21 protein-coding genes and 1 other annotated feature are annotated in these 22,496 nt (G+C 41.2%); of the genes, 3 read left to right on the top strand and 18 right to left on the bottom strand.

Features of this window, described 5'->3' with window-relative positions; translation table 11 throughout:
• Positions 1-22 precede the first annotated feature (22 nt).
• Together NPA43_RS15760 and NPA43_RS15765 are read right to left on the bottom strand one after the other, a co-directional pair.
• Positions 23-1,372 carry an amino acid permease gene (locus NPA43_RS15760; protein WP_099726362.1) on the bottom strand — a complete coding sequence of 450 codons (1,350 nt, stop codon included), beginning with the start codon at positions 1,370-1,372 and terminating at the stop codon, positions 23-25.
• Between the two features lie 75 nt (positions 1,373-1,447).
• Positions 1,448-1,672, bottom strand: a binding site (T-box leader).
• Between the two features lie 89 nt (positions 1,673-1,761).
• Complete coding sequence (locus tag NPA43_RS15765; RefSeq protein WP_099726363.1) at positions 1,762-2,436, bottom strand: NAD(P)H-dependent oxidoreductase; 675 nt, start codon at positions 2,434-2,436, stop codon at positions 1,762-1,764.
• Between the two features lie 227 nt (positions 2,437-2,663).
• Here NPA43_RS15765 and NPA43_RS15770 point away from each other — a divergent pair, with 227 nt between their 5' ends.
• Entirely contained in the window at positions 2,664-3,029 is a 366-nt protein-coding gene (locus NPA43_RS15770; RefSeq protein ID WP_230030683.1) for a winged helix-turn-helix transcriptional regulator, read from the top strand.
• Positions 3,030-3,039: 10 nt separating this feature from the next.
• Here NPA43_RS15770 and NPA43_RS15775 read toward each other — a convergent pair whose 3' ends face one another.
• From NPA43_RS15775 to ctpB, 3 genes are all read right to left on the bottom strand, one after another.
• Positions 3,040-4,227, bottom strand: a complete 1,188-nt coding sequence (locus NPA43_RS15775; RefSeq protein ID WP_230030682.1) for a PDZ domain-containing protein — start codon at positions 4,225-4,227, stop codon at positions 3,040-3,042.
• Between the two features lie 68 nt (positions 4,228-4,295).
• Positions 4,296-4,649, bottom strand: coding sequence for a swarming motility protein SwrAA (locus NPA43_RS15780; RefSeq protein WP_003212923.1), 354 nt, complete (start codon positions 4,647-4,649; stop codon positions 4,296-4,298).
• 344 nt (positions 4,650-4,993) lie between these two features.
• Entirely contained in the window at positions 4,994-6,442 is a 1,449-nt protein-coding gene (gene ctpB / locus NPA43_RS15785; protein WP_099726366.1) for a carboxy-terminal processing protease CtpB, read from the bottom strand.
• Between the two features lie 153 nt (positions 6,443-6,595).
• Between ctpB and NPA43_RS15790 the strand changes: the two genes are divergently transcribed.
• Complete coding sequence (locus NPA43_RS15790) at positions 6,596-7,336, top strand: sulfite exporter TauE/SafE family protein (RefSeq protein WP_256499048.1); 741 nt, start codon at positions 6,596-6,598, stop codon at positions 7,334-7,336.
• 48 nt (positions 7,337-7,384) lie between these two features.
• Here the strand turns inward: NPA43_RS15790 and NPA43_RS15795 are convergent, their stop codons facing one another.
• From NPA43_RS15795 to NPA43_RS15815, 5 genes are all read right to left on the bottom strand, one after another.
• On the bottom strand, positions 7,385-8,647 hold the full coding sequence (locus tag NPA43_RS15795; RefSeq protein WP_256499049.1) for a murein hydrolase activator EnvC family protein: 1,263 nt from the start codon (positions 8,645-8,647) through the stop codon (positions 7,385-7,387).
• 114 nt (positions 8,648-8,761) lie between these two features.
• Positions 8,762-9,652 carry a permease-like cell division protein FtsX gene (gene ftsX, locus NPA43_RS15800; protein WP_099726369.1) on the bottom strand — a complete coding sequence of 297 codons (891 nt, stop codon included), beginning with the start codon at positions 9,650-9,652 and terminating at the stop codon, positions 8,762-8,764.
• Positions 9,645-10,331, bottom strand: coding sequence for a cell division ATP-binding protein FtsE (gene ftsE, locus NPA43_RS15805; RefSeq protein ID WP_099726370.1), 687 nt, complete (start codon positions 10,329-10,331; stop codon positions 9,645-9,647). Before ftsE ends, ftsX begins: the two co-directional genes overlap by 8 nt.
• A gap of 379 nt (positions 10,332-10,710) precedes the next feature.
• Positions 10,711-11,040, bottom strand: a complete 330-nt coding sequence (cccB, locus tag NPA43_RS15810; protein ID WP_099726371.1) for a cytochrome c551 — start codon at positions 11,038-11,040, stop codon at positions 10,711-10,713.
• 48 nt (positions 11,041-11,088) lie between these two features.
• A complete protein-coding gene (locus NPA43_RS15815; RefSeq protein ID WP_099726372.1) occupies positions 11,089-11,940 on the bottom strand; it encodes a YitT family protein in 852 nt (283 codons plus the stop codon).
• A gap of 188 nt (positions 11,941-12,128) precedes the next feature.
• Here NPA43_RS15815 and NPA43_RS15820 point away from each other — a divergent pair, with 188 nt between their 5' ends.
• Complete coding sequence (locus tag NPA43_RS15820; protein WP_256499050.1) at positions 12,129-12,863, top strand: alpha/beta fold hydrolase; 735 nt, start codon at positions 12,129-12,131, stop codon at positions 12,861-12,863.
• A gap of 209 nt (positions 12,864-13,072) precedes the next feature.
• On the opposite strand, the gene NPA43_RS15825 is transcribed toward NPA43_RS15820, so the two are convergent.
• The 8 genes from NPA43_RS15825 to fliS form a co-directional block, all read right to left on the bottom strand.
• Positions 13,073-14,866 (bottom strand): M3 family oligoendopeptidase, encoded by a 1,794-nt coding sequence (locus NPA43_RS15825; protein ID WP_256499051.1) that lies wholly within the window; start codon positions 14,864-14,866, stop codon positions 13,073-13,075.
• A 124-nt stretch (positions 14,867-14,990) separates the two neighbouring features.
• Positions 14,991-16,092 (bottom strand): peptide chain release factor 2 gene (prfB, locus tag NPA43_RS15830; protein ID WP_249705604.1). Its coding sequence is split into 2 segments (ribosomal slippage): positions 14,991-16,019 and positions 16,021-16,092, totalling 1,101 coding nucleotides; the frame shifts between segments, so codons are not numbered across the junction.
• Between the two features lie 67 nt (positions 16,093-16,159).
• Positions 16,160-18,685: a preprotein translocase subunit SecA gene (gene secA, locus NPA43_RS15835; RefSeq protein WP_099726377.1), complete on the bottom strand. Its 2,526-nt coding sequence runs from the start codon at positions 18,683-18,685 to the stop codon at positions 16,160-16,162.
• Between the two features lie 198 nt (positions 18,686-18,883).
• Positions 18,884-19,447, bottom strand: coding sequence for a ribosome hibernation-promoting factor, HPF/YfiA family (gene hpf / locus NPA43_RS15840; RefSeq protein WP_099726378.1), 564 nt, complete (start codon positions 19,445-19,447; stop codon positions 18,884-18,886).
• 189 nt (positions 19,448-19,636) lie between these two features.
• Positions 19,637-21,322 carry a methyl-accepting chemotaxis protein gene (locus NPA43_RS15845; RefSeq protein ID WP_249705605.1) on the bottom strand — a complete coding sequence of 562 codons (1,686 nt, stop codon included), beginning with the start codon at positions 21,320-21,322 and terminating at the stop codon, positions 19,637-19,639.
• Between the two features lie 33 nt (positions 21,323-21,355).
• Positions 21,356-21,736 carry a DUF8042 domain-containing protein gene (locus NPA43_RS15850; RefSeq protein WP_099726380.1) on the bottom strand — a complete coding sequence of 127 codons (381 nt, stop codon included), beginning with the start codon at positions 21,734-21,736 and terminating at the stop codon, positions 21,356-21,358.
• A gap of 13 nt (positions 21,737-21,749) precedes the next feature.
• A complete protein-coding gene (gene fliT, locus NPA43_RS15855; protein ID WP_099726381.1) occupies positions 21,750-22,091 on the bottom strand; it encodes a flagella biosynthesis regulatory protein FliT in 342 nt (113 codons plus the stop codon).
• Positions 22,088-22,492 (bottom strand): flagellar export chaperone FliS, encoded by a 405-nt coding sequence (fliS, locus tag NPA43_RS15860; protein WP_099726382.1) that lies wholly within the window; start codon positions 22,490-22,492, stop codon positions 22,088-22,090. Before fliS ends, fliT begins: the two co-directional genes overlap by 4 nt.
• Positions 22,493-22,496: the final 4 nt, after the last annotated feature.

Consider the following 22,496-nt stretch of genomic DNA (forward strand, 5'->3'; position numbering starts at 1 on the left):
AGGTCCAGCACGCTTTTTTGTATTAAGCGGCTGTTTCAAACCGCTTTCTGTTGATGAAGAAAGAAAGTGTAATGATGAGATAAATGCCCATTGTGACCATCGTTTGTACAATTGGAGTTGTTGACACAACGCCGATAAAAATGGCCATGATCGCAATCACAGAAAACCATGTTGTGAAAGGATACAGCTTGACGCGATATCCCCCTGGTTCTGCTACGCTTCGAGATTTCAAATGACCAACAGCAATGATAAACCAGATGAATAAGACTGTATAACTTAAAGATCCCATCAAATAATTAAAGGTTTGACTTCCCACAAAAAGAGAAATCAATACCGCCGCATACAATGTGGATGTACACACAAGGATTGCTCTGACAGGCACCTGCTGTTTTGATAGCTTGGAGAAGCCTCTCCATATACGCCCATCCATCGCCTGCGTATAAAGGACCCTTGATGAAGCATACAGTCCAGAGTTCATAGAAGACAAGATCGCTAGTAAAATGATACCGTTCATGATGTCACTTGCATACGGCACGCCAATTGTTGCAAACACTGTGACGAATGGACTCACTTGCTCATTGTTCACTTGATTCCAAGGGATTAAGCTGACAATGATAAAGAACGGCAGTACATAGAAACCGATGATTCGTACAAATGTACTTTGAATGGCCTTTGGGATGACTTTTTCAGGGTTTTTTGTTTCCGCTAATGTAACCCCAATCATCTCAGTTCCGCCATAGGAATACACTACAACCAGCATTGCCGCAATTAAGCCGCCAGTTCCATTAGGGAAAAACCCACCGTGGTCGGTTAAGTTGGATAATCCCGGTGCTGCATGCTGTCCGAATGAGACAAACAGCATCGTTACCCCAATGATAATAAATAAAATAATGACTGCAATTTTAATGGAAGCTAACCAGTACTCTGTCTCAGCAAACATTTTGACTGAACAAACATTGATCAATGTCACTACAAGTGAAATGATTAACACAAGCGTCCAAATCGGCATTTGCGGGAACCAGTACTGAATAAAGATCGCAGACACAATGGCTTCTGCTGCAATGTTCAGCACCCACATTTTCCAATAGATCCAGTCTAAGAAATAGGCCGGATATTTTCCTAACACAGGTTCAATTAAATCACGGAATGTTCTTGCACCAGGTCGTGCAACAGTCATTTCGGCAAGTCCTTGCATAATAAATAATAAAATAAGACCACCAATCATATATGCCAAAATGACAGCAGGACCTGCAATATCAATGGCAGAACTGCTTCCTTTAAACAGACCGGCACCGATTGCACCGCCAAGCGCAAGCATCATAATATGCCTTGACGTCATTGTTCGTTTTAACTGCACATGTTCCTTTTCCATTTTCTATAGCTCCTTTAAATTTGAATCTTCAGATAAATATAGGATAAAAGCATATAAAAAGGCCAGCCATCTCCTTGAAGAGACGACTGACCCTGCAACCGCGTTACCACTCTTATTGATCCAGCTATAGCTGAATCCAACTTAAAACCCGATAACGGAGGTCACACGTAAAGACTTACAATTCATTCAGTCTTACCGCTCTTTGAGCGAGTTCAATGATTCGTTTTACTGCGTTGCACCGACCCGCAGCTCTCTTAAAAAACGGATGTTCATCTACTATTCTCAAGTCAAAACGTTTATAGTCAATTTATATATTCATCAAAGATTTTATTTTTTAAATATACTGACTAACCACGCAATTGTCAACATCCTTTTTCAGACAGCCTCTATTAACGAATCCAAACAGCTACTTCATCCATCGGACGTCGTGTTTTGCCGCGTTTTGGCTCAGTGACACGATAACCAAAGGCTGCCATCACAGAAACGTCGTACTGACCATCCTCAAGCAATCCTTCTTCATCTAGAATACGATGAATCTCATCGTAGCTAAATCCTTCAACTGGGCATGAATCAATGCCGATTTGTGCAGCAGCTGTCATCATGTTTCCAAGGGCAATATACGTTTGTTTTGAAGCCCAATCAAAAAGCGTACGGTCATTTTCTAACAAATGGAGATCGTTCTCTTGGAATTCTTTGTAGCGTCCCTTTACCATATCAAACGTCTCGTCTGTCATTCCTTTGATTTGCTTGTTGATGTATTCTGCATATGCTGAATCATAGCGGGCATCGGTTCTTGCCAAGATGATCACAAAATGGCTGGCAGTTGGAAGCTGTTTTTGCGCCCCCCATGTATACTCTTTTAATTTTTCTCTAAAAGCTTCATTTTGAACGACGAGGAACTTCCAAGGCTCAAATCCTACAGAACTTGGGGAAAGTCTTCCTGTTTCTAAAATAAACGCAAAATCATCCTCTGAAATCTTTTTCGCTGGGTCAAACTCTTTTGTCGCGTGCCGGAACTCATACGCGTCAATGATTTCTTTTTTTAATTGCTCTTTGTCTCGCATTTTATTCATCCTTTCTATTGACAGATAGGGTGTGTGTTTCATCAATCCAATTTCTTTCCATTCTCATATAGAAATTGTTATGATAAGAAAACAAACAGCCCGAATGTGTGATGTGATATCTCTATGGTAAAAGAAAAGCTTCCATCGATTCAAGTACGCACATTTTTGTTCGTTAGGTACAATCATGTTCGTTTATCACCATTTTCGTCTTAGAAAGGAGTGTAAAGATGAGTGCACCATCCAATCCAGTCAGCATTGTGAATCATGGCTGTCCTGTTTCGGTCACAACGAGTGTCATTGGAGGGAAATGGAAAGGAGTCATCCTTTATCATTTGACTTGCGGTCCAAAACGATACAACGAATTACGCCGGCTTCTGCCAAGAATTTCGCAGCGTGTTCTCACGCTACAATTACGTGAGCTTGAACAGGACGGTGTTGTTCACAGAGAAGTCTATGAGGAGGTTCCCCCTCGTGTCGAATACTCACTGACTTCTCTTGGAGATACATTAAAGCCCATCATCTTCGCCATGCGTGAATGGGGCGAATCATACGGAAAAGAAACACGCACAAAAGAAAAAAGCTGCCATCTCTAGCAGCTTTTTTTTAAGATGAAATCGCTGTTGGTTCTTGCTGTGGATCATCCTTCACAAACAGGATGCCAAGCTGATGATGCTCTCCTTCGTAAGAAGCGCGTTTCTCAAACCTTGTCTGACCGTTTAAGCCAATGATCTCAAGCTTTGCCAGAGCACGGTTGGTTTGTAGAGCTTCATAAAATTCTGAAACCGTTTTGACTTCAATTCCATTTACCTTTGTAATGACTTCTCCGATCTCAAGCTTTAAATCAGCCGCAGGTGTATTCGGAATGATTCCAAGCACCATCAGCCCTTGATTCCGCTTAGAGAAGTAGAACGGCGCAGCATTGTCATTGACCCTCTGCTTCCATGAAAGAAAGGCTCTTCCGACAATCGCTATCACAACAGCTCCCCAAGCTATAGGCTCAAACCAAATACTTGCAGCACCTAGTAAGGCAACAGCGAGTCCGAGCATAAGAATGCGACGAGCCGTAATTTGAATACTGACAATTGGCAGCGATCCTTGAATCCGCTGGCCGAAGCCGATGATATAGGGAATCAAAATAAATGAAAAGCTTTGATCATGCACTTGAAGCACCGGCCACCATGGCAGGGAAGAAGTCAATTCACCTGCCGGCATCAGCAAAACAAGCGGTAAAAGCCACAGACGGTTTGCCCGCTGCTGACCAATCAAAAGTCCTCTCGCACTCATCACCATTGCAGGCGATGTACGTAAATGCGCCGTTCGGTATGCTAGAATCCCCTCGGTCATTAATAGGAGCCCTAGCAGAATGACAACGGCTGATGCATTCATCATTGAGAGCTGCGGAAGCCAAGAATGGCTCACTTGGAAATACATCAGTCCAAGTGCCGCAATAAAACTGAAACCGAGTGTGTATGCAGACGAAAGCGCACTCGCCTTAAAGAATAAAGAGAATACGATGGTCATTGCTGCAATCAGCACGATGAATCCAGGCGGGAGGGCAATCCCTAAGCCTACTGAAATGACGGATAGACAAACTCCTAAAACCCATCCCTTTGAATATGTAAATTTAAGCTCATCGTAAACATCTTCTATTCTTGTTTGAAACGCTTTTCTCTCCCGCTTTACGCGGATGTAGCCATACAATAGACTGATTAATATCATGAAATAAAAAAGAGGATGAATTAAAAACAGACCGACCGCTTTTAATCCGGCTCCCATCCACTCCGAGCTCATTATCGTTCACCGCCCAAGTCAAGCATTTTCTCTTATTCTATCAAATAAATCGATGCTTGACATCAGGTTTATTTCTCCTGATTCATCCAAAGTGTGACATTCGACAGTGAAAAATCTTTTAAATAGTGATTCACATCTACATCTAGTATGCCGCCGAGAAGCTGCATCGACCTCTTGATGTCGGTTAAGTTTATACCAAGTCTCTTATGATTATCCATTAAATAATTGAAGTATATCTCAGCACAGTCTTCATCGATTTCGTCGACTGATTCTACCGTTGTGTAATTGACCAAGTATCTGCTTAACAGCATGAGCAGACTTAATGCCTTTGTAGCGGAAAACGTCACATCTTTCGAACGACTCTTAAGTTCCTCTACCAACTCGTAATATTTTTTCTCTCTCACAATACTTGCCCTTTTCAATTGTGTACCCCCATTTACTAGTTCTTTTAAGAAAAGCGCAAACCTCGGTACAGCTTAAAGCTCAAGCTGAATATCCGCAAAAAATAAAATATTTAAAATGAGTGCTACTTTTTATTGTAAGAATTATTTATGTAACATACAACTTTCAAAAGTTTCATTTTCATGACATGTTTAAATCAACAGAAAGTCTCTTATATAAATATGTTATCGGGTAAAATCGAAGGAATGTTATGTTTTTTGTAAAATAAATGAACATATTTCTCGATATAATATATTTTTAAGAATAAATTATTACATGTTCGTGACACTTATGAACCAAAAAAAAGAGGCTTTTATTCGCCTCTTTATTTTTTAAGATATAGTGCTTTTAGTGCAGTCTGCAGCTGGAGATCATTTTTTTCGTAGGATTTTACTTCATCCACCATTTTGTTCATCATTTTCGCTGTCTTCAAATCAATAACACCTGACTTTTCCAAATTATATGTGCTTTGGAAGGCAAGTACGGCTTTTTTCGTTTCTTCATCAAAGTATCCATCTACTCTGCCAGGATCAAATGACAACCCTTTTAACAGCGTCTGTGCTTGTCTAACTTCTTCGTTGTTCATATCAAGCTGAAGCGGTTCTTTTAGCTGTAGCGGGCCGGCAGTAAAGTAATCTGGCTGATGAATCGCAATAGTGGGCACGACACCTTTTTTGTGAATCCAATTCCCTTTTGGTGTCAGCCATTTATACAGCGTTAATTTAATATTACTTCCATCTCCCATTGGAACCGCCTGCTGCACAGTTCCTTTCCCAAAGGAGACATCACCAACCACTTCATACTTTCCGGCTTCTTTCATTGCACCAGCAAGTATCTCAGAAGCAGATGCACTGCCTTTATCAATTAAGACGTTGACCGGGTAAGGTTTCTGTTCTTTCCGTTTTGAAAAATATCGTTTTCGGTCGCCGTTCCGTTCTGCGATTTGAATATATGGCTGATCCTTCGTAATAAAATGCTTCAAAATATCTTCTACACTTTGTAGATAGCCGCCAGGGTTTCCTCTCACATCCAACACAAGACCCTCCATGCCCTTTTTCTCGAGCTTATCCAGGCTTGACGTGAAATCCTTCGCAGTGTCTTCAGAAAAGCTAGAAATCGCAATATAGCCCGTTTTATGACCATTTACCTCTTTCATAGAGGAAGTCACTGTTTCAAGCGGGATTTCTTCTCGTTTGATATGGAATGTTAAATCTTTTTCAATCCCGTTTCGTCTGATTTTCAAGGCGACAGACGTTCCTTTTTTTCCTCGTATTTTCAGCACAGCATCGTTTAAGCTTTTTTCTTTCATCGGCTCACCATCAATACTGATGATTTCATCTTTCGGCTTAAGACCTGCTTTGGCTGCAGGGGATTTTTTAAAGGCAGAGACGATAATGATCTTTCCTTCATCCATCCCTACTTCTGCCCCAATTCCCTCAAAGGAGGAATCAAGCGAATCAGAAAATTGTTTTGCAGTTTGCTTGTCCATGTATACTGAATACGGATCATTTAAAGTTGAAAGCATCCCTTGAATGGCGCCTTCAAGCAGCTTTTGGCGATCCACTTCCTCTACATATTCATTTGAAATGAGGTCATAGGCTTTCTCGATTTTCTCCATTCCATTTTCTTTCGCCCGATCACTTGATTGAGCTTGTCCAGCCATTGCAGAAGCTGCTTTCGGTGACTCCGCATGAGTCCCCTCTTTATGCGTGATCACCCCTGCACTCATTAATAGAACGACACTTACCATAATAGATGCGATTTGTTTTTTCATATTTGGCCTCCTTCTTCAACTCTTCCTGATGACCTGAGTTATTATATGCCAGAAGAAGGGATTTCATGTAAGGACATTCTCCCGCGAAAGCTTGACTAATCATTTCATTAGGTGTAATTTTTATTTTGTTATGATCGAGAAGGAGTCTTTGCAATGTATATTATATTAACTATGCTTTTTTTAGGAATTTTATTAGGATTTGTAGGAGCTGGCGGGGCTGGTTTTGTCATCGCATTGCTTACGTTAATATTTGATGTACCAATCCATACAGCACTAGGTACGTCTTTAGCCGCTATGGCATTTACGACATTATCAGGTGCTTACAGTCACTACCGGGAAGGAAATATTCAGCTCAAATCTGGTTTGATTGTCGGTGCTTTAGCTTGTATTGCATCTTTTGCGGGAGCAAAGGTTGCTCCTTTTATTCCAGAGGAAAGCTTGCACTATTTAACAGCCGGTATGCTCTTTTTATCTGCTGTTTTTATGATGATCAAATTATTTGTCCTCAATGAAGAAGCAGAGCAGCAGCCGCTTTCTTCACGTCAGCTGCTGACAAGGGGCATCATTTTAGGACTTGTATCAGGTATGCTGTCAGGCATGTTCGGTATTGGGTCTGCCCCATTTATTCAAGTGGGACTTTTAATTTTGCTGAAGCTGTCTATTAGACAGGCTGTTGGCACGACCATGCTTGTCATTATTCCGATCTCCATTGGCGGTGGAATTGGTTATATTTCAGAGGGCTATGTTGATTTTATTTTGCTGATTCAAATCTTAATTGGAACAGTATTAGGGGCATTTATTGGCGCGAAATTCACACGACTTGCACCGAAGGTCTTATTGAAATCCGCTGTACTGTTAACCCCTATTATTGCCGGGTTACTGCTGTTATTTTAATTTTATCTAGATTAAAAAAGCCGATAACATCACGTTATCGGCTTTTTGTTAGCGGATATATTGCGCTGGATTGACTGCATTTGATTTTGCGCCATTCCATAATCCTTTATGAAGTTCAAAATGAAGATGCTGGCCATGCGATTGACCAGTGTTTCCCATATACCCAAGGAATTGTCCTTGCTCGACTCTCTGCCCTGTTGAAACACTTCTTGTTGACAGATGGGCGTATACCGTTTGATACGTCTGTCCATTGATGTTGTGTGTAATAAATACAACATTCCCGTAGCTTGACGAGTAGCTTGAGTTCGTGACTGTTCCAGATGCTGCTGCAACGACAGAAACGGTGCCTTTTGCCGCAATATCTAATCCGTAATGATGTCCGCCAGAACGTCCACCAAAGCCTGATGAGAATCGGCCTGCAGCCGGCTTAATGAAGCCTGAGCTGCTTGCTGGTGTATCTGACACTTGATCAGACCCGCCACTTGATGCAGGTGCATTTTTTTTAGCAGCGGCTTGCTGTGCTTTTTTAGCTTCTTCCTTTTGACGGCGTGCTTCCTCAGACTTCACAGCCGCTTTTTGATTCGCTAGAATTTCTTTTTCATTTTCAAGCTTGCCCAGTTCATCATGTGCATGTTCTTTTTCTTCCGATACATGACCAAGGACTTTTCCTTTTTCTTTTTGCTGTTTGGATAGGTCCTTTTTCAGGGCTTCAAGCTCTTTCAGTGATGTTTCAAGTCCACTTAGCTGATTATTTAGCTCTGCTTCTTTTTGCTCCACCAGCTTTAAATCATTTTCATGTTCTGTAATCATGTCTTTATCTGCTTCGACAATCGTTGTGACAGCTCCAACACGACTGACAAAATCACTAAAGCTGCGAGCACCTAGCAGCACATCTAAATAGTTGATCGTACCGCCGCTTTTTTGCATAGAACGAATTCGGTCTTTGAAAATCGCTTTTCTTTTTTCAATTCGCTCGTTGATGACTTGAATGTCTTTTTTCAGTTTCTTGATCTCTTGTTTCGTTTGTTTGACTTCTTTTTCCTTTTCAGCGACCTTTTCAGTTGCAGCACTTACCTTTTGGTCAATCTTTTCAATCTCTTGTTTTAGCTTTGTTTCTTTCTTTTCAAGCTTTGCCAGCTCTGATTTCTTTTTCTTCAAAGTTGATTCAGTCTTTGATGTTTTCTCTTCGATTTGTTGACGTTTTTGATCTAGGTCTTCGTATGCGAATGCACGATTTTCGTTTCCTGGAATGTATAGCCACGTTGTTCCAATAAACGCTGCCATTCCAGCCATCATCAGCTTTCTTTTCAAAACGATATTCCCCTCCCATGACAACTGTCGACATGAAGAGTCGACCGGATGAATCGGATCAACCGGTCGCACCTTCTATAGAAACCTCGAGTGCTGCCATCAAATAAGATATATTTATACTTTTAAGAATTTACGGATGGACGTTAAGCTTCCCCACACACCAATGAATGCACCGATCAATAGAAGAATCAGTGATACTTGAAAGACAAACGGGTTATATGGAAGCATTGAAATAAATGAGCCTTGTACTCTCGGCGCCACCCAGCCCACAACATATTGATACGTGCTAAGCAATAGAGCGATTGGTATAATGGAACCAAATACACCAAGCAGTAATCCTTCAATGAAGAATGGCCAGCGGATAAACCAGTTCGTTGCACCTACTAGCTTCATAATCTCAATTTCTTTCCGTCTAGCAAAAATCGTAATTTTGATCGTATTGGAGATCAAGAACATCGCTGTAAATAAGAGCCCAATAATGAGCGCAATGCCGACATTACGAGCCACTCCGACCACATTAAAGAGTCGGCTGACCTCTTCTTTTCCATAGGTTACTTTATACGTACCCTTTAGGTTTTCTAATTTTTTCGCTACTTTTGGTGTATCGTGAGGATCGGTTGTTTTCACAATAAATGCATCGTTTAATGGGTTTTCTTGATCAACAAGCCCCATAGATTGTCCATTTTCACCGAAGCTTTTAATCAGTGCTTTTAGTTCGTCATCCTTAGATGAGTATTTCACATCACTGATTTCAGGAATCTTTTCAATTTCTGCTTTTAATTCATCCTGCTGCTTTTGATTTGCCGTTAAATCGATTAATACTTTTACTTCTACTTCTTTTTCAGCGTTCGATGCCATGTTATTCAAGTTGAGCATAATGACAAGAAATACCCCAACTAAAATCAGTGTGACAGTAACCGCACTAATTGATGCAAATGTCATCCACGTGTTTCTTCCAAGTGAACGGAAGCTCTCACGTAAATGACGCGAGAGAGTTTTAATCATAAATTCCGTACTCCCCTCTTGCTTCGTCACGCACAATCATACCATCTTCGATTGCGATGACGCGTTTCTTGATGCTGTTTACAATCTCTTTGTTGTGTGTCGCCATGACGACTGTTGTACCGCGGTTATTAATCTCTTCCAGTGTCTTCATGATTTCCAATGATGTATCTGGATCAAGGTTTCCTGTAGGCTCGTCTGCAATGACAACCTCAGGACTATTGACGATCGATCTAGCGATAGATACACGCTGCTGTTCACCGCCAGAAAGCTGGTCAGGAAATTGGCGCGCTTTGTGCTTTAGCTGCACCAAATCGAGTACATCAAGCACTTTTTTCTTAATGATACTTGGCTGTTCACCAATAACTTCAAGAGCAAATGCCACGTTCTCAAACACTGTGAGGGACGGCAGCAGTTTGAAATCTTGGAATACCACGCCGATTTCTCTTCTCACATAAGGAATTTCTTTTTCCTTAATCGAGCCTAAATCTTTGTTATTAATTAAGATTTTCCCTTTGGTTGGCTTCTCTTCACGATACATCATTTTGATGAAAGTGGATTTACCAGCACCACTGGGACCAACAACATACACAAATTCTCCTGGATGGATAGAGACATTGATTCCATTGATCGCCTTTACGCCATTAGGATAGATCTTGTAGACTTCCTTCATTTCAATCATGTAATCACCTAATCTTTTCTTATTCGCTGACTAACAGCTTATCATGATGTTTTGACACTTATCGTCAAAAAACGTTATGTATGGTCACGCACATACCCTTCGATACGTACAAGCAATTTATGTCCTTTTCATCCAAAAAGATGAAAAAAATGATCATCTAAATTTCAACAACTCCAATTATACGTCATGAATCGACGCAATGGTATTACATTTATATTTCAAAACTTATAAATAAAAGGTAAATAGAATAACAAAAACCGAAAAACATGCCTTTTTACCCTTATTTTTTAAATAAAACTTAATATAATACGCTTTCATACTATTCAAAAGTCTTTTTCTACATATAAAAAAATAAAACCTTGTCGATTAGACAAAGGTTTTATTTTTTCTCTGAAAGCCATTTTGCGACTTCTTTCGCTTGCTTCTCATCTACCATCCCGCTTGGCATAGACCCTTTACCGTTCTGTGCAATGTCTGCGATTTGGCTTTCGTTATATTTCTTCCCTACTTCTTTCAGGCTTGGTCCGCCGCCGCCAGATAAATCTTTCCCATGACAGCCAATACAGTTTTGCTGATAAACTTCCTCCCCACTGCTCATAGTAGAAGTACTCTTACTTCCTTCTTTGTCACTGCTGCTTGAATTTCCTCCACAAGCCGCAAGTACAAAAAACATGGCCACAAATAGAAGTGTTAATCCGCTCTTTTTCATCTATTTCCCTCCCTTACAATCATTTGGTCAACGCTATTATATCCTTGTTTACGCCCTTTTAAAACCCTCACCAAGCACCTCTTTTGCGTCCATCACGATGACAAATGCTGATGCATCGATTGCTTTCACGACTTGTTTCAACTTTGTGAATTGTGTTTGCCCAACGACACACATGAGAATCGGACGGTCATGATCGGTATATCCTCCGACTGCCGAGATCTTCGTCACACCACGGTCAATTTGATCAAAAACCGCTTGTCTGACCTCATCCTCATGCCCTGTAATGATCATTGCCATTTTCGAATGACTGAAGCCGGCCTGTACCACATCAATTGTTTTACTCGAGATAAATACACCAATGACAGCGTAAAGTCCTTCTTCGATTCCAAAAACAGTCATGGCAGCGAGGACAATCAGGCCATCCATCATCGCTAAACATGTGCCAAGCGTCAGTCCTGTATATTTATTAATGATTTTGGCAGCGAGTGCCGTTCCACCCGTTGATCCATTCCCGAGGAACACGAGCCCTATCCCGATTCCAATCACCACTCCACCAAAAATGGCTGCTAACAGTGCTTCATGTGTTACAGGAGCAATTTGTCTTGTTAAGAACACCATCAAAGGTAAAAAAATAGAGCCAACGAGTGTTTTCACACCAAATGTACCGCCTAATAAATAAAAACCAGCGATAAACAGCGGAATATTAAGTCCCCACTGCACATATGCCGCTTCAAAACCGAATGACTGCATAATGGTACTAATTCCGCTCACACCCCCAGCGGCTATCTGATTCGGTAATAATAACGTATTAAATCCAATCGCCACGATGGCTGATCCTATTAAAATGAACAGATAATTTTTCACTTCGATCAAAAATTGAGAGTGATGTCCCTGCTTCATGTCTTTCTTCCTCCGTTACTTCTGAATGCACCCCTATTTTAAGCCCTCCTATACAGAATGTAAATAACAGCCAAATGCAGTGCTAATGGATTAATACTTTATCACACAGCCGGATCAGCGTATTCGGCGGTTGGCATGAGAGAAAGTGATGGTATATTTAATATGTACATGAGAAGAAGGGACATGCGATGAAGAAAATACTGCAGATTACTGGCATTACATTACTTGTACTGATGATCTTAGCTTTTGGTGCCTTCTATACATGGAGCCGCTTTACGTATGGACCATCCGAAGGATTAAAAAAGCAAGTGAACATCGAGCAAGTGGAACATAAAAATGGGGTTTATGCATTTGAGGCTTCAAAAAGCGATACAGGCATCATTCTCTATCCCGGGGCAAAGGTGGAACCACTTGCTTACGCCTATATAGGGGATGCGCTAATGAAAAAAGGCTATTCTGTCTTTATCCCCAAGATGCCGTTTTCCTTTGCGATCTTCAATACAAAGAAAGCACAGGACATCATCAAGGATCATCAAGCCATCAAACACTGGTATATTGGCGGTCATTCACTTGGCGGGACAGCTGCCGCTATGTATGCAGAAAAAAACCAAAGCAAGCTGGACGGACTCTTTTTCCTTGCTTCCTATCCAGCATCAGATGATCTGAAACAAGCGTCCTTCAAGGTACTATCTATATCAAGCGAAAAGGATGGGCTAGCGACACAAGAGAAAATCAAGCAGTCGAAAAAACAGCTCCCCTCTCAAACGGTGTACCATGAGATACAAGGAGGGAATCATGCGCAATTTGGCATGTACGGCAAACAAAAAGGTGATCAGCCTGCTGATATTCCAGCCCTAGCACAGCAAAAAGAGATCATTCAGAGGGTGATTGAATGGTTAAAGCCAGCAAAAAATCTCCCGTAATGGAGGGCTCAGCGTGTAAACAGACCCTGGCAATCGGTGTCAGTCCTGCGTGCCGGTGCTCACGAATGTCACATTCGCTCCAGTACTCGTCCTTCCTAGACGACAAAGGTTTTCTATCACACTGAAAAGAAGACAAAGGGCTAAAATAAAGTTCATTTTAGCCCTTTGTCAACAATCTGAAGCTCCCGTAATGGAAAGCTTTTCATTTATTATTTTTTCGTCGCTTCTAAAAACTCTTCGGCATCTGCTACTGCCAGAGAAATAGCTTCTTCCCAAAATGCTTTTTGGGTGAGGTCGACGCCTAAATGCTTATATGCTAAATCTTCTACTGTCATTGAAGCTGTATCCTTTAATAAGGCGATGTATTTCTCTTCAAACGATGTACCAGCCTGCAATGCTTTTGCGTAAATACCTAGCGAGAACATGTAACCAAATGTATAAGGGAAATTATAAAATGGTACACCTGTAATATGGAAATGCAGTTTAGATGCCCAGAAATGCGGATGGTATTCATCTAAAGAGTCCCCGAAAGCTTCCTTCTGCGCTTCTACCATCAGCTCATTTAGCCGGTCAGCCGGCACTTCTCCATGTTTACGCTCTTCATAAAAGCGCTGTTCAAATAAGAAACGAGATTGAATGTTCATGAAGAACGCCACACTCCGCTGCAGCTTATCCTCTAACAAACTGAGACGCTCCTCTTCATTTGCCACCTCTTTTAATGAAGCATCAGCCACAATCATTTCTGCGAATGTCGACGCCGTTTCAGCTACATTCATCGCATATTTACGATTGAGAATGCGAACATCCTGCATCACTTCCTGATGGAACGAATGACCAAGTTCATGCGCTAGTGTCGCAACATTGGATGGACTTCCTGAAAAGGTCATAAAAATGCGCGATTCTCCGCTGTCAGGGAAATTTGTACAAAAGCCGCCTACACGTTTGTTTGGACGATCCTCAGCTTCTATCCAGCGTTCATTAAAGGCTTTTTCCGTAAAGGCAGCAAGCTCTTCTCCAAATCCAGCGAAATGTTTCACAATAAAAGCAGCTGCTTCTTGATAAGGATAAATTTTGGTCTCACTGCCAATAGGCGCCCCAACATCGAACCAGCTCAGCTTATCAACCCCAAGCATGTCAGCTTTACGCTGTAGGTAATCAATGAATGGCTGCTTATGTTCATCAATCACAGACCACATTGCATCAAGGGTTTCTTGTTTCATCCGGCAAATATCAAGCGGCTCTTTTAAAATATGATCCCAGCCTCTAGCTTCATACACTTGCAAACGAAAGCCAGCGAGATGATTGAGCGTGCTTGCAAATAAATGTTCATCCTGCGTCCATGCATGCTCTAGGTTATGATAAACAGCCTTTCTGACTTCACGATCTGAATCATCCATCGCATTTTCCGCTTGGCCGACAGAAATCATTTGCGTTTCACCATTTTGCTCAAATGGAATGGAAATCTTATTCACTAAGCTAGAATAAAGCTCATCCCATGCGTGATATCCATCTACGGCTAATTTTTGAATCAACGTTTCTTGTTCAACAGGAAGTTGATCCTTCACACGCTCTCTGCGTTCATTTAATATGTAGCGAACATCTGAGAAGGCTTCTGCATTCATCAGTTCTTCCCACTTGTTCGAAGGAATTGCAGCAAGCGCTTGATCAAGCAGCGCAAGAATGGTTCCTAGTTCGGCTTCCAGCTTGGCAATCTTCCCTCGAAGACTGCCTGCCTTCATATCCTTTGTATTTTGAGATTGTAGACAAGATACAAATGAACCTGCTTGAGACAGTTTTTTATATGTGGTTTCATACGTGTCAAGGACAGATGTTAACCTGCTTTCAATGTGTGTATCTTCTTTTGAAAAGGCATCCACCTTTTGGCGTAATTCATCTAGCAGCTGCTGAATGTGCTGCAAGTATGTCATAAATTCTGGTGAAGAACTGCCTCCTTTAAAAAAGGCATCTAAATCCCACGTCTCTTGTAATGGTTTTAATCCCAAAGTATTTCCCCCTTTATTTGCTAATTTCATCATACAAAGGATATAGAGTCAGTATGGCGTATGTATTCCTTTATATTCATTATATTTTCTCACAATTAAAAAAACCCAGCAAGAAGCCGAGTTTTTATGATAATTTCGAACGTAAATAAGCATCGATAAATGAATCTAAATCTCCATCCATGACCGCTTGAACATTTCCCATCTCCGTATTGGTTCGATGGTCTTTCACAAGAGAATATGGGTGGAATACATAAGAGCGAATTTGGCTGCCCCAGCCAATTTCTTTCTGTTCTCCTCTGATTTCATCCAATTCTGCCTGCTGTTCTTCGATTCGCTTTTGATAGAGTTTCGATTTCAGCATTTTCATTGCACGTTCTCTGTTTTTGATTTGTGATCTTTCTGTTTGGCATGTCACCACGACATTTGTTGGAATGTGTGTGATACGAACCGCAGAGTCCGTCGTATTGACGTGCTGGCCACCTGCACCGCTTGCACGATACGTATCAACCTTAATGTCCTCTGTACGAATATCAATATCTATTTCTTCATTGAATTCTGGCATGACATCACAGGAAACGAAGGATGTATGTCTACGGCCAGATGAATCAAAAGGAGAAATACGCACCAAACGATGGACACCTTTTTCAGCTTTTAAGTAACCGTAGGCATTATGCCCTTTGACCAGCAATGTCACAGACTTAATTCCAGCTTCATCGCCAGGAAGATAATCAAGTGTTTCTACCTTAAAGCCTCTGCGCTCCGCCCAGCGAGTGTACATTCTCAGGAGCATAGAACCCCAGTCCTGTGATTCAGTACCGCCTGCACCTGGGTGAAGCTCAAGAATGGCATTGTTTTTGTCGTATGGTTCGCTTAAAAGAAGCTGCAGCTCAAATTCATTAAACTGCTTCGTTAAGTTCTTCAGCTCTTTTTCAAGCTCTACATGAAGCTCCTCGTCATAATCTTCCTTTAATAAGTCATGCGTCATTTGCAGCTCTTCATGTGACTCACTGAGCTCATGATATGTATTGACATAATCCTTCAGTGCATTGGCTTCATTAATGACACCTTGCGCCTTTTGCTGATCATTCCAAAAATCAGCCTTTGACATCGTCGCTTCAAGTTCTGCGATTTTGGCTTCCTTTGTTTCTAGGTCAAAGAGACCCCCTAAAATCAGCTAGCCTGCTAGCCATATTTTCAAGCTCTTGTCTAATTTCTACTAATTCCATATCCTTCACCTCATAGATGTATGGGGGCTGACATGAATAGAAAGAGGTTTTCACCTCTTCCCATTACTTATTCTGTCTTCCCATGACAATTTTTATATTTCTTGCCGCTTCCGCAGTGACATGGTGAATTACGCCCAATGTCCACAACTTTACGTACCGGCTTCTTCTTCACTGTTTTCTCCTCATCACCCTCTTGAGGCTGATGAGCCGTTGTTTGCCCTTGAACAACTTCTTCACGTTCTAGGTTGTTTTGGATTTCTGATTTTAGGACATATTTGGCTACATCATCTTCAATTGAAGCCACCATATGCTCAAACATCGCAAATCCTTCCATTTGGTATTCACGAAGCGGATTCGTTTGTGCATACGCACGTAAATGAATGCCTTGACGCAGCTGATCCATTGCATCAATGTGATCCATCCACTTCGAATCTACCGCACGAAGGACGATGACTTTTTCAAATTCACGCATTTGTTCATCGCCAAATGTTTCTTCTTTTGCATCGTATTTCTCTTTAATACGATTCATGATGAAGGACGTGATTTCATCTGCTTCTTTACCGAAGATATCTTTGACCGTAATGGCTCCTTCATCTAAATAGTTCGTGTTGATTAATTCAACAAGACCATCTAGTTTCCACTCTTCTGGAAGCTCTTCTTTCGGTGTATAGGATCCAACAGCCCGCTCAATAGAGGATTGAATCATATTGATGACAATCGATTTCAAGTTATCAGAATCGATCACTTCAAAGCGCTGTTTGTAGATCACTTCACGCTGTTGACGCAGCACATCATCATATTGTAGAAGCTGCTTACGGGAATCAAAGTTGTTCCCCTCAACACGTTTTTGAGAAGATTCAACGGCTTTAGATACCATTTTACTTTGTATTGGTGTCGAGTCATCCATGCCAAAGCGATCAAGCATCGCCATCGTCCGCTCTGCACCGAATCGGCGCATCAATTCATCTTCCATGGATAAATAAAATTGTGTAATCCCTGGGTCTCCTTGACGACCAGAACGTCCACGAAGCTGGTTATCAATACGGCGTGATTCATGACGCTCTGTCCCAACAACAGCCAGACCGCCCAGTTCTTTCACACCTTCACCAAGCTTGATGTCTGTACCACGACCCGCCATGTTTGTCGCAATCGTGACGGCACCTTTTTGACCAGCTTCCTCAATAATTTGTGCTTCACGTTCATGATTTTTCGCGTTTAACACTTGATGAGGAATGCCTTTATTTTTGAGCAGTTTAGAAATGAGCTCAGATGTCTCAACAGCAACCGTTCCAACAAGAACTGGCTGCCCTGTCATATAACGCTGGGCAACATCCTCAGCCACTGCTTTAAATTTACCCTCCATTGTGCGGTAAATTAAATCAGGTCTGTCATCACGAACCACTGGTTTATTGGTCGGGATTGTCACAACCTGCATGTTGTAAATGTTACGGAATTCCTCTTCTTCCGTTTTCGCTGTACCTGTCATACCAGATAACTTTTCATACATACGGAAGTAGTTCTGGAACGTAATCGTTGCAAGTGTCATGCTTTCATTCTGCACTTCAAGACCTTCTTTTGCCTCGATGGCTTGATGCAGACCTTCACTATAGCGGCGTCCTTTCATCAAACGTCCTGTGAAGGAGTCAACAATGACGACTTGGCCATCTTCCACGACATAATCAACGTCTTTTTGCATCGCAACATGTGCCTTCAGGCCCTGAGCGATGTGATGGTTAAGCGCGACATGTTTGACATCAAACAGGTTCTCGATGCCGAATGCTTTTTCCGCTTTCGTCATTCCGCTTTCTGTCAGCTGTACACTTTTTGTCTTAATATCATACGTGAAATCGTCTTCTATTTTTAATGTACGTACAAAAGCATTTGCTTGTACGTAAAGTTTCGTCGATTTCGCTGCTTGTCCCGAAATAATAAGAGGTGTTCTCGCTTCATCAATTAAGATGGAGTCAACCTCATCGATGACGGCATAATGAAGTGGTCTTTGAACCATTTGTTCTTTGTAAAGCACCATGTTATCTCGTAAATAGTCAAAGCCAAGTTCATTGTTTGTTGAATACGTGATATCAGCGGCATACGCTTCTCTTTTTTCATCTTTGTCTAAACTGTTTAAGTTTAAGCCAACCGTTAATCCAAGAAATTCAAAAATCTTGCCCATTTCCTCCGCATCACGGCTTGCCAAATATTCGTTGACTGTCACAATGTGGACGCCTTTACCAGAAAGAGCATTTAAATAAACAGGCATCGTTGATGTCAACGTTTTACCTTCACCTGTTTTCATCTCAGAGATGTTGCCTTCATGGAGCGCGATCCCCCCCATGAGCTGCACCTTAAATGGGAACATTCCTGTCACGCGGCGTGATGCCTCGCGAACCGTTGCAAATGCTTCAACCAACAGGTCATCCACTGATTGTCCTTTTTCCAGTTTTTCTTTCAATTCGATCGTTTTATTTCGTAAAGCCTCGTCAGATAATTTCTCAAAATCTTGAGCGAGAGCTTCAATTTCATTTGCCTTTTTTTCATATCGGCTGATCGTACGTTTCGTAGGATCAAACACTTTGTTTAAGATTCCAAGCATATAATAACGCTCCTCTATTTCATGCAATTTTTCGGCATGTCCAAAAGTTTGACAGGTCCATATTTACCTGCATTTATCATACCATACCTTCCTTCATTTCCAAAGAATTTGCAATGATTTCGCACAAAAAACCCGCCCCTGATCAAGGGAACGGGTTTACTTTTTTTAGGTTGTTTTTAGATCAGCAGAAGCTGATGATTAAGCGTTTGGCTCAATGAGTCCGTATTTACCGTCATTTCGGCGATAGACCACATTGGTCAAATTTGTCTCAGCATTTGTGAAGACGAAGAAACTATGACCTAACATGTTCATTTGGAGAATGGCCTCTTCACTATCCATCGGTTTTAAGTTGAAACGTTTTTGTCTGACGATTTCTGTTTCATCAACTTCCTCGTCATCTTGAACCGCTACATCGGCAGTGCCGTTTCCTCCAGCAAATAAGTGCTTTTTCGCACCTTGCTCGCGGAATTTACGGTTTACTTTTGTTTTGTGTTTTCGAATTTGACGTTCTAGTTTACTGGCTGCTAGGTCTACTGCATTGTACATATCCTCATTATGCACCTCAGCTCGAAGTGCTAGATCAGTCATTGGAATGGTAACCTCAACTTTAGATTCTTGATCGTTGTAAAATTTCAAGTTTACGTTGACTGAAGCATCTACATCTGACTCAAAATAACGCTCCAGCTTTCCAATTTTTTTCTCGACATGATCTCTTAGTGCAGGTGTTACTTCGATGTTTTCTCCTCTGACATTGTAATTCATGTAAAGAACGCCTCCTTTAAAATTAAGGATATGTAAATCTATTTCTACTTTTCCCTCCTTTTCTCCTGCTCAAACGTAAAAAAAATGTGAATATTTATTGAAATTTGTCGAATTATGCGGTGCTTCAACTATTGCTTGATAGGTGATGAATATATATTCGGTTGATTCTTGAAAAAGACCAGCGCGCTTTTAAATGTTGAAAGATGAAATAGATGTTTTCAGCGATTGAGACAAGGACTTCAAATCCTCCGCAGATGCTTTCATTTCTTCGTTCGCCGCTAGTGATTCTTCAACAGCTGCCGACATATATTCCGTCTCTTCGGAGTTCCGTTTGCCTCCTTCTTCAATGACACCAACCGTTTGAGAAATTTCCTCTGTACTAGCTGAAATTTGCTCTGCAGTGGCTGAAAGCTCCTCTGCTTTCATCGAGATATCACGAATGGATGCCAGGATTTCATGGAAGCTCTGTTCAGACAATTGCGATACTTTCACACCTTCTGCTACATCTCGTTCAACCTTCGTCATCGATTGTGATGACCTTTCAGTATCTTTGTTCACGTTCGCGAGTAATTGACTAATTTGATCGGTCAGCTGACTAGATTCCTCTGCCAGCTTCCTCACTTCATCTGCTACAACTGCAAAGCCCCTTCCATGTTCTCCTGCTCTTGCCGCTTCAATTGCTGCGTTTAAAGCAAGCAAGTTTGTCTGGTCGGCAATGGCGTGGATATGCCCTAACAGATCTTGAATGCCTGTAAACTGTGCTTGTACCTTGGCCATTGTGGAATGGTGGTCATTCACAGACTCCTTAATAGAGCTCATTTGTTTCACAAACTGTTGAATGAGGGCTGCACCCTCTTCAGCCTTTTCAGTCACTGAAATTGAGTGACCCGAAACATCGGATGTGTGTTCAGCCGCATTTTGCATGCCAGTCGAGACTTCTTGAATGGCGGAAGCGACTTTTCCGACCGCATCTGATTGTTCACGTGAAGCTTCACTGACCTGTTCAATCGAGCTAGACGTCTGCTCACTAGCCGATATGGTTTGGCTGATGGTTTCTTCAAATTGAGCGGCAGAATCAGCTAATTGCTTTGATCCGTTTTGCACCTGTAAAATGAGCTCACGCAAATGAGTCGTCATTTGGTTAAAGGCTGTACCGAGCTGGCCAATCTCATTTTTAGAGGTGACTTCAATCTCTTCAATTGTGAGATCACCATCGGCCATTCTTTTTGCGGCATTTGTCACAGAGACAATCGGTTTTGTCATTCGCTGAACGAATCTGATCCCAATCACCAAAAAGGCGAGCACAATTGCTGCACTGACAAGAATGAGTGTGAGCAATAATTGGTTACTGTCTTGATTGAGCTGATTGATTTTTTGATCTCGTTGTTTCAATTGTGTTTGTGCGAATTCTTTTGTAAAGGTATGTATTTCTTGTTCGATAGGCTGTAATTCTTGATTGAGGCGGGTGTTGAATTCCTTTTGATTTTGCATATTCAGTGAATTAAATAATCGATTGGTTGAGGTGTAGTAAAGGTAATTTTGTTCAGAAATTTGCTCTAACAGATTTTTTGCTTGTTTAACAGCACTAAGTTTTGAAGCTTCATTTGTTTTCTTATTAATATCTTCATATGTTTGCTCAATCTTCTGTAAATTCTCAGCGTCTTGCACGACCACATATGTCTTGATCTGCGCTTCCTGCTTTTGCAGAAGTGCTTCTAATTCAAGTGATGTCTGATAAAGCTTCACTTCTTTGCTTAGAAGCGCCTTATAGGATTGATCTGTTTTGTAATAGATGAAGCTTGAAAACCCTAAAATACTGACAAACAGCACACATATGACAATAAGCCCAAATAAGAATTGATTTTTTAGTCTCATAATTTCCTCCGAATGGTCTGAATTGAACAAAAATTAATGAATGACATACGGCCTCATACAGGCATGTATTTCATCCATCCACTTTCTATATTCAGGTATAAAATATGATGTCAGGAATGATTGGAAGTGTATTGAAGGGAATGTATAGAAAGCTAGTATATCGAAACTTAAAAATATTTGATCAAACGAACGAATCGTTTTGGCAAAGTGCTCATTTTCAATAATTGAAAGCAGAAGGGGATGCGTTGTCTCTAAATGAAAGAAGGCATGGATCAGATCATTAAAGATCCGATCCCCCTCCGTTTTAGCAAAATCCTTCTCAATTTCATCTAAATATCTTAGACTCTCTTCTATCGTATATAGAAGTTCATAATATGTGGTTAATAAAATATAGTCATCTGAACGATACGCCACAGGTCTCACCTATTTATTTCCGTTTATCGTAGTATACGCCGTCACTCGTCAAAGGCTGGTATGGGTTTTGATAATTCAACTGTTTCGTTTTCTTTCTTTGAATCGCTTGAATATCTGCTTTTATCCCTTTTTGGATCACCGTTAATTGCTTCGCCATCTGCTGATCCGTTTGAATGATTTCTTTGATCTTCTCTTTTTCTTGATCGGTCAGCTCATGCTGTATATCTCTCATTAATTCGTCTCTCTCAATTAAAAAGGCGTCAAAGTCTTCAACCAACGTTTCACTTTGCGGATTTGCCTCTATTTCTGCTGCCATTTTTAATGTTTGGTCATGCAGCTGGTCTACAATACTCATAGAGATCCCCCAATAGAGTGGTGACGCCCTTTTCGATCCGTTTGAATAACTTCCTTCCAAGCATCTCGGAAATCAGTTACGTATTGCTCTACTTCATTCAACATCTCTTCGTCATTTTGAAGATTGGCTTCAATAAGTCTCCGATAGATGTAGTCATACATACTTGCCATACTCTTTGATACATCATACGTACGATTTAAGGTGACATTTAATTCTTGGATAATGTTTTGAGCCTTTTTCAGGTTCACATTTCTCGTTTCTGCATCCTCTTTTTGAATGGCATGCTTTGCTAGTCTGATAAACTTTAAGCATCCTTCATAAAGCATAAGCGTCAACTCGGCAGGTGTTGCGGTCTCAATAGAATTTTTCTGATAGGCGGCATAAGGGTTCTGTATTGCCATATGT

The sequence above is a fragment of the Bacillus pumilus genome, assembly GCF_024498355.1.
Taxonomy (GTDB): domain Bacteria; phylum Bacillota; class Bacilli; order Bacillales; family Bacillaceae; genus Bacillus; species Bacillus pumilus_P.

Coding starts and splice junctions, on each gene's coding strand:
- NPA43_RS15760 (WP_099726362.1), bottom strand. CDS start 1,372: ATGGAAAAGGAACATGTGCAGTTAAAACGAACAATGACGTCAAGGCAT.
- NPA43_RS15765 (WP_099726363.1), bottom strand. CDS start 2,436: ATGCGAGACAAAGAGCAATTAAAAAAAGAAATCATTGACGCGTATGAG.
- NPA43_RS15770 (WP_230030683.1), top strand. CDS start 2,664: ATGAGTGCACCATCCAATCCAGTCAGCATTGTGAATCATGGCTGTCCT.
- NPA43_RS15775 (WP_230030682.1), bottom strand. CDS start 4,227: ATGAGCTCGGAGTGGATGGGAGCCGGATTAAAAGCGGTCGGTCTGTTT.
- ctpB (WP_099726366.1), bottom strand. CDS start 6,442: ATGAAAAAACAAATCGCATCTATTATGGTAAGTGTCGTTCTATTAATG.
- NPA43_RS15790 (WP_256499048.1), top strand. CDS start 6,596: ATGTATATTATATTAACTATGCTTTTTTTAGGAATTTTATTAGGATTT.
- ftsX (WP_099726369.1), bottom strand. CDS start 9,652: ATGATTAAAACTCTCTCGCGTCATTTACGTGAGAGCTTCCGTTCACTT.
- ftsE (WP_099726370.1), bottom strand. CDS start 10,331: ATGATTGAAATGAAGGAAGTCTACAAGATCTATCCTAATGGCGTAAAG.
- cccB (WP_099726371.1), bottom strand. CDS start 11,040: ATGAAAAAGAGCGGATTAACACTTCTATTTGTGGCCATGTTTTTTGTA.
- NPA43_RS15815 (WP_099726372.1), bottom strand. CDS start 11,940: ATGAAGCAGGGACATCACTCTCAATTTTTGATCGAAGTGAAAAATTAT.
- NPA43_RS15820 (WP_256499050.1), top strand. CDS start 12,129: ATGAAGAAAATACTGCAGATTACTGGCATTACATTACTTGTACTGATG.
- secA (WP_099726377.1), bottom strand. CDS start 18,685: ATGCTTGGAATCTTAAACAAAGTGTTTGATCCTACGAAACGTACGATC.
- hpf (WP_099726378.1), bottom strand. CDS start 19,447: ATGAATTACAATGTCAGAGGAGAAAACATCGAAGTAACACCTGCACTA.
- NPA43_RS15845 (WP_249705605.1), bottom strand. CDS start 21,322: ATGAGACTAAAAAATCAATTCTTATTTGGGCTTATTGTCATATGTGTG.
- fliT (WP_099726381.1), bottom strand. CDS start 22,091: ATGAGTATTGTAGACCAGCTGCATGACCAAACATTAAAAATGGCAGCA.
- fliS (WP_099726382.1), bottom strand. CDS start 22,492: ATGGCAATACAGAACCCTTATGCCGCCTATCAGAAAAATTCTATTGAG.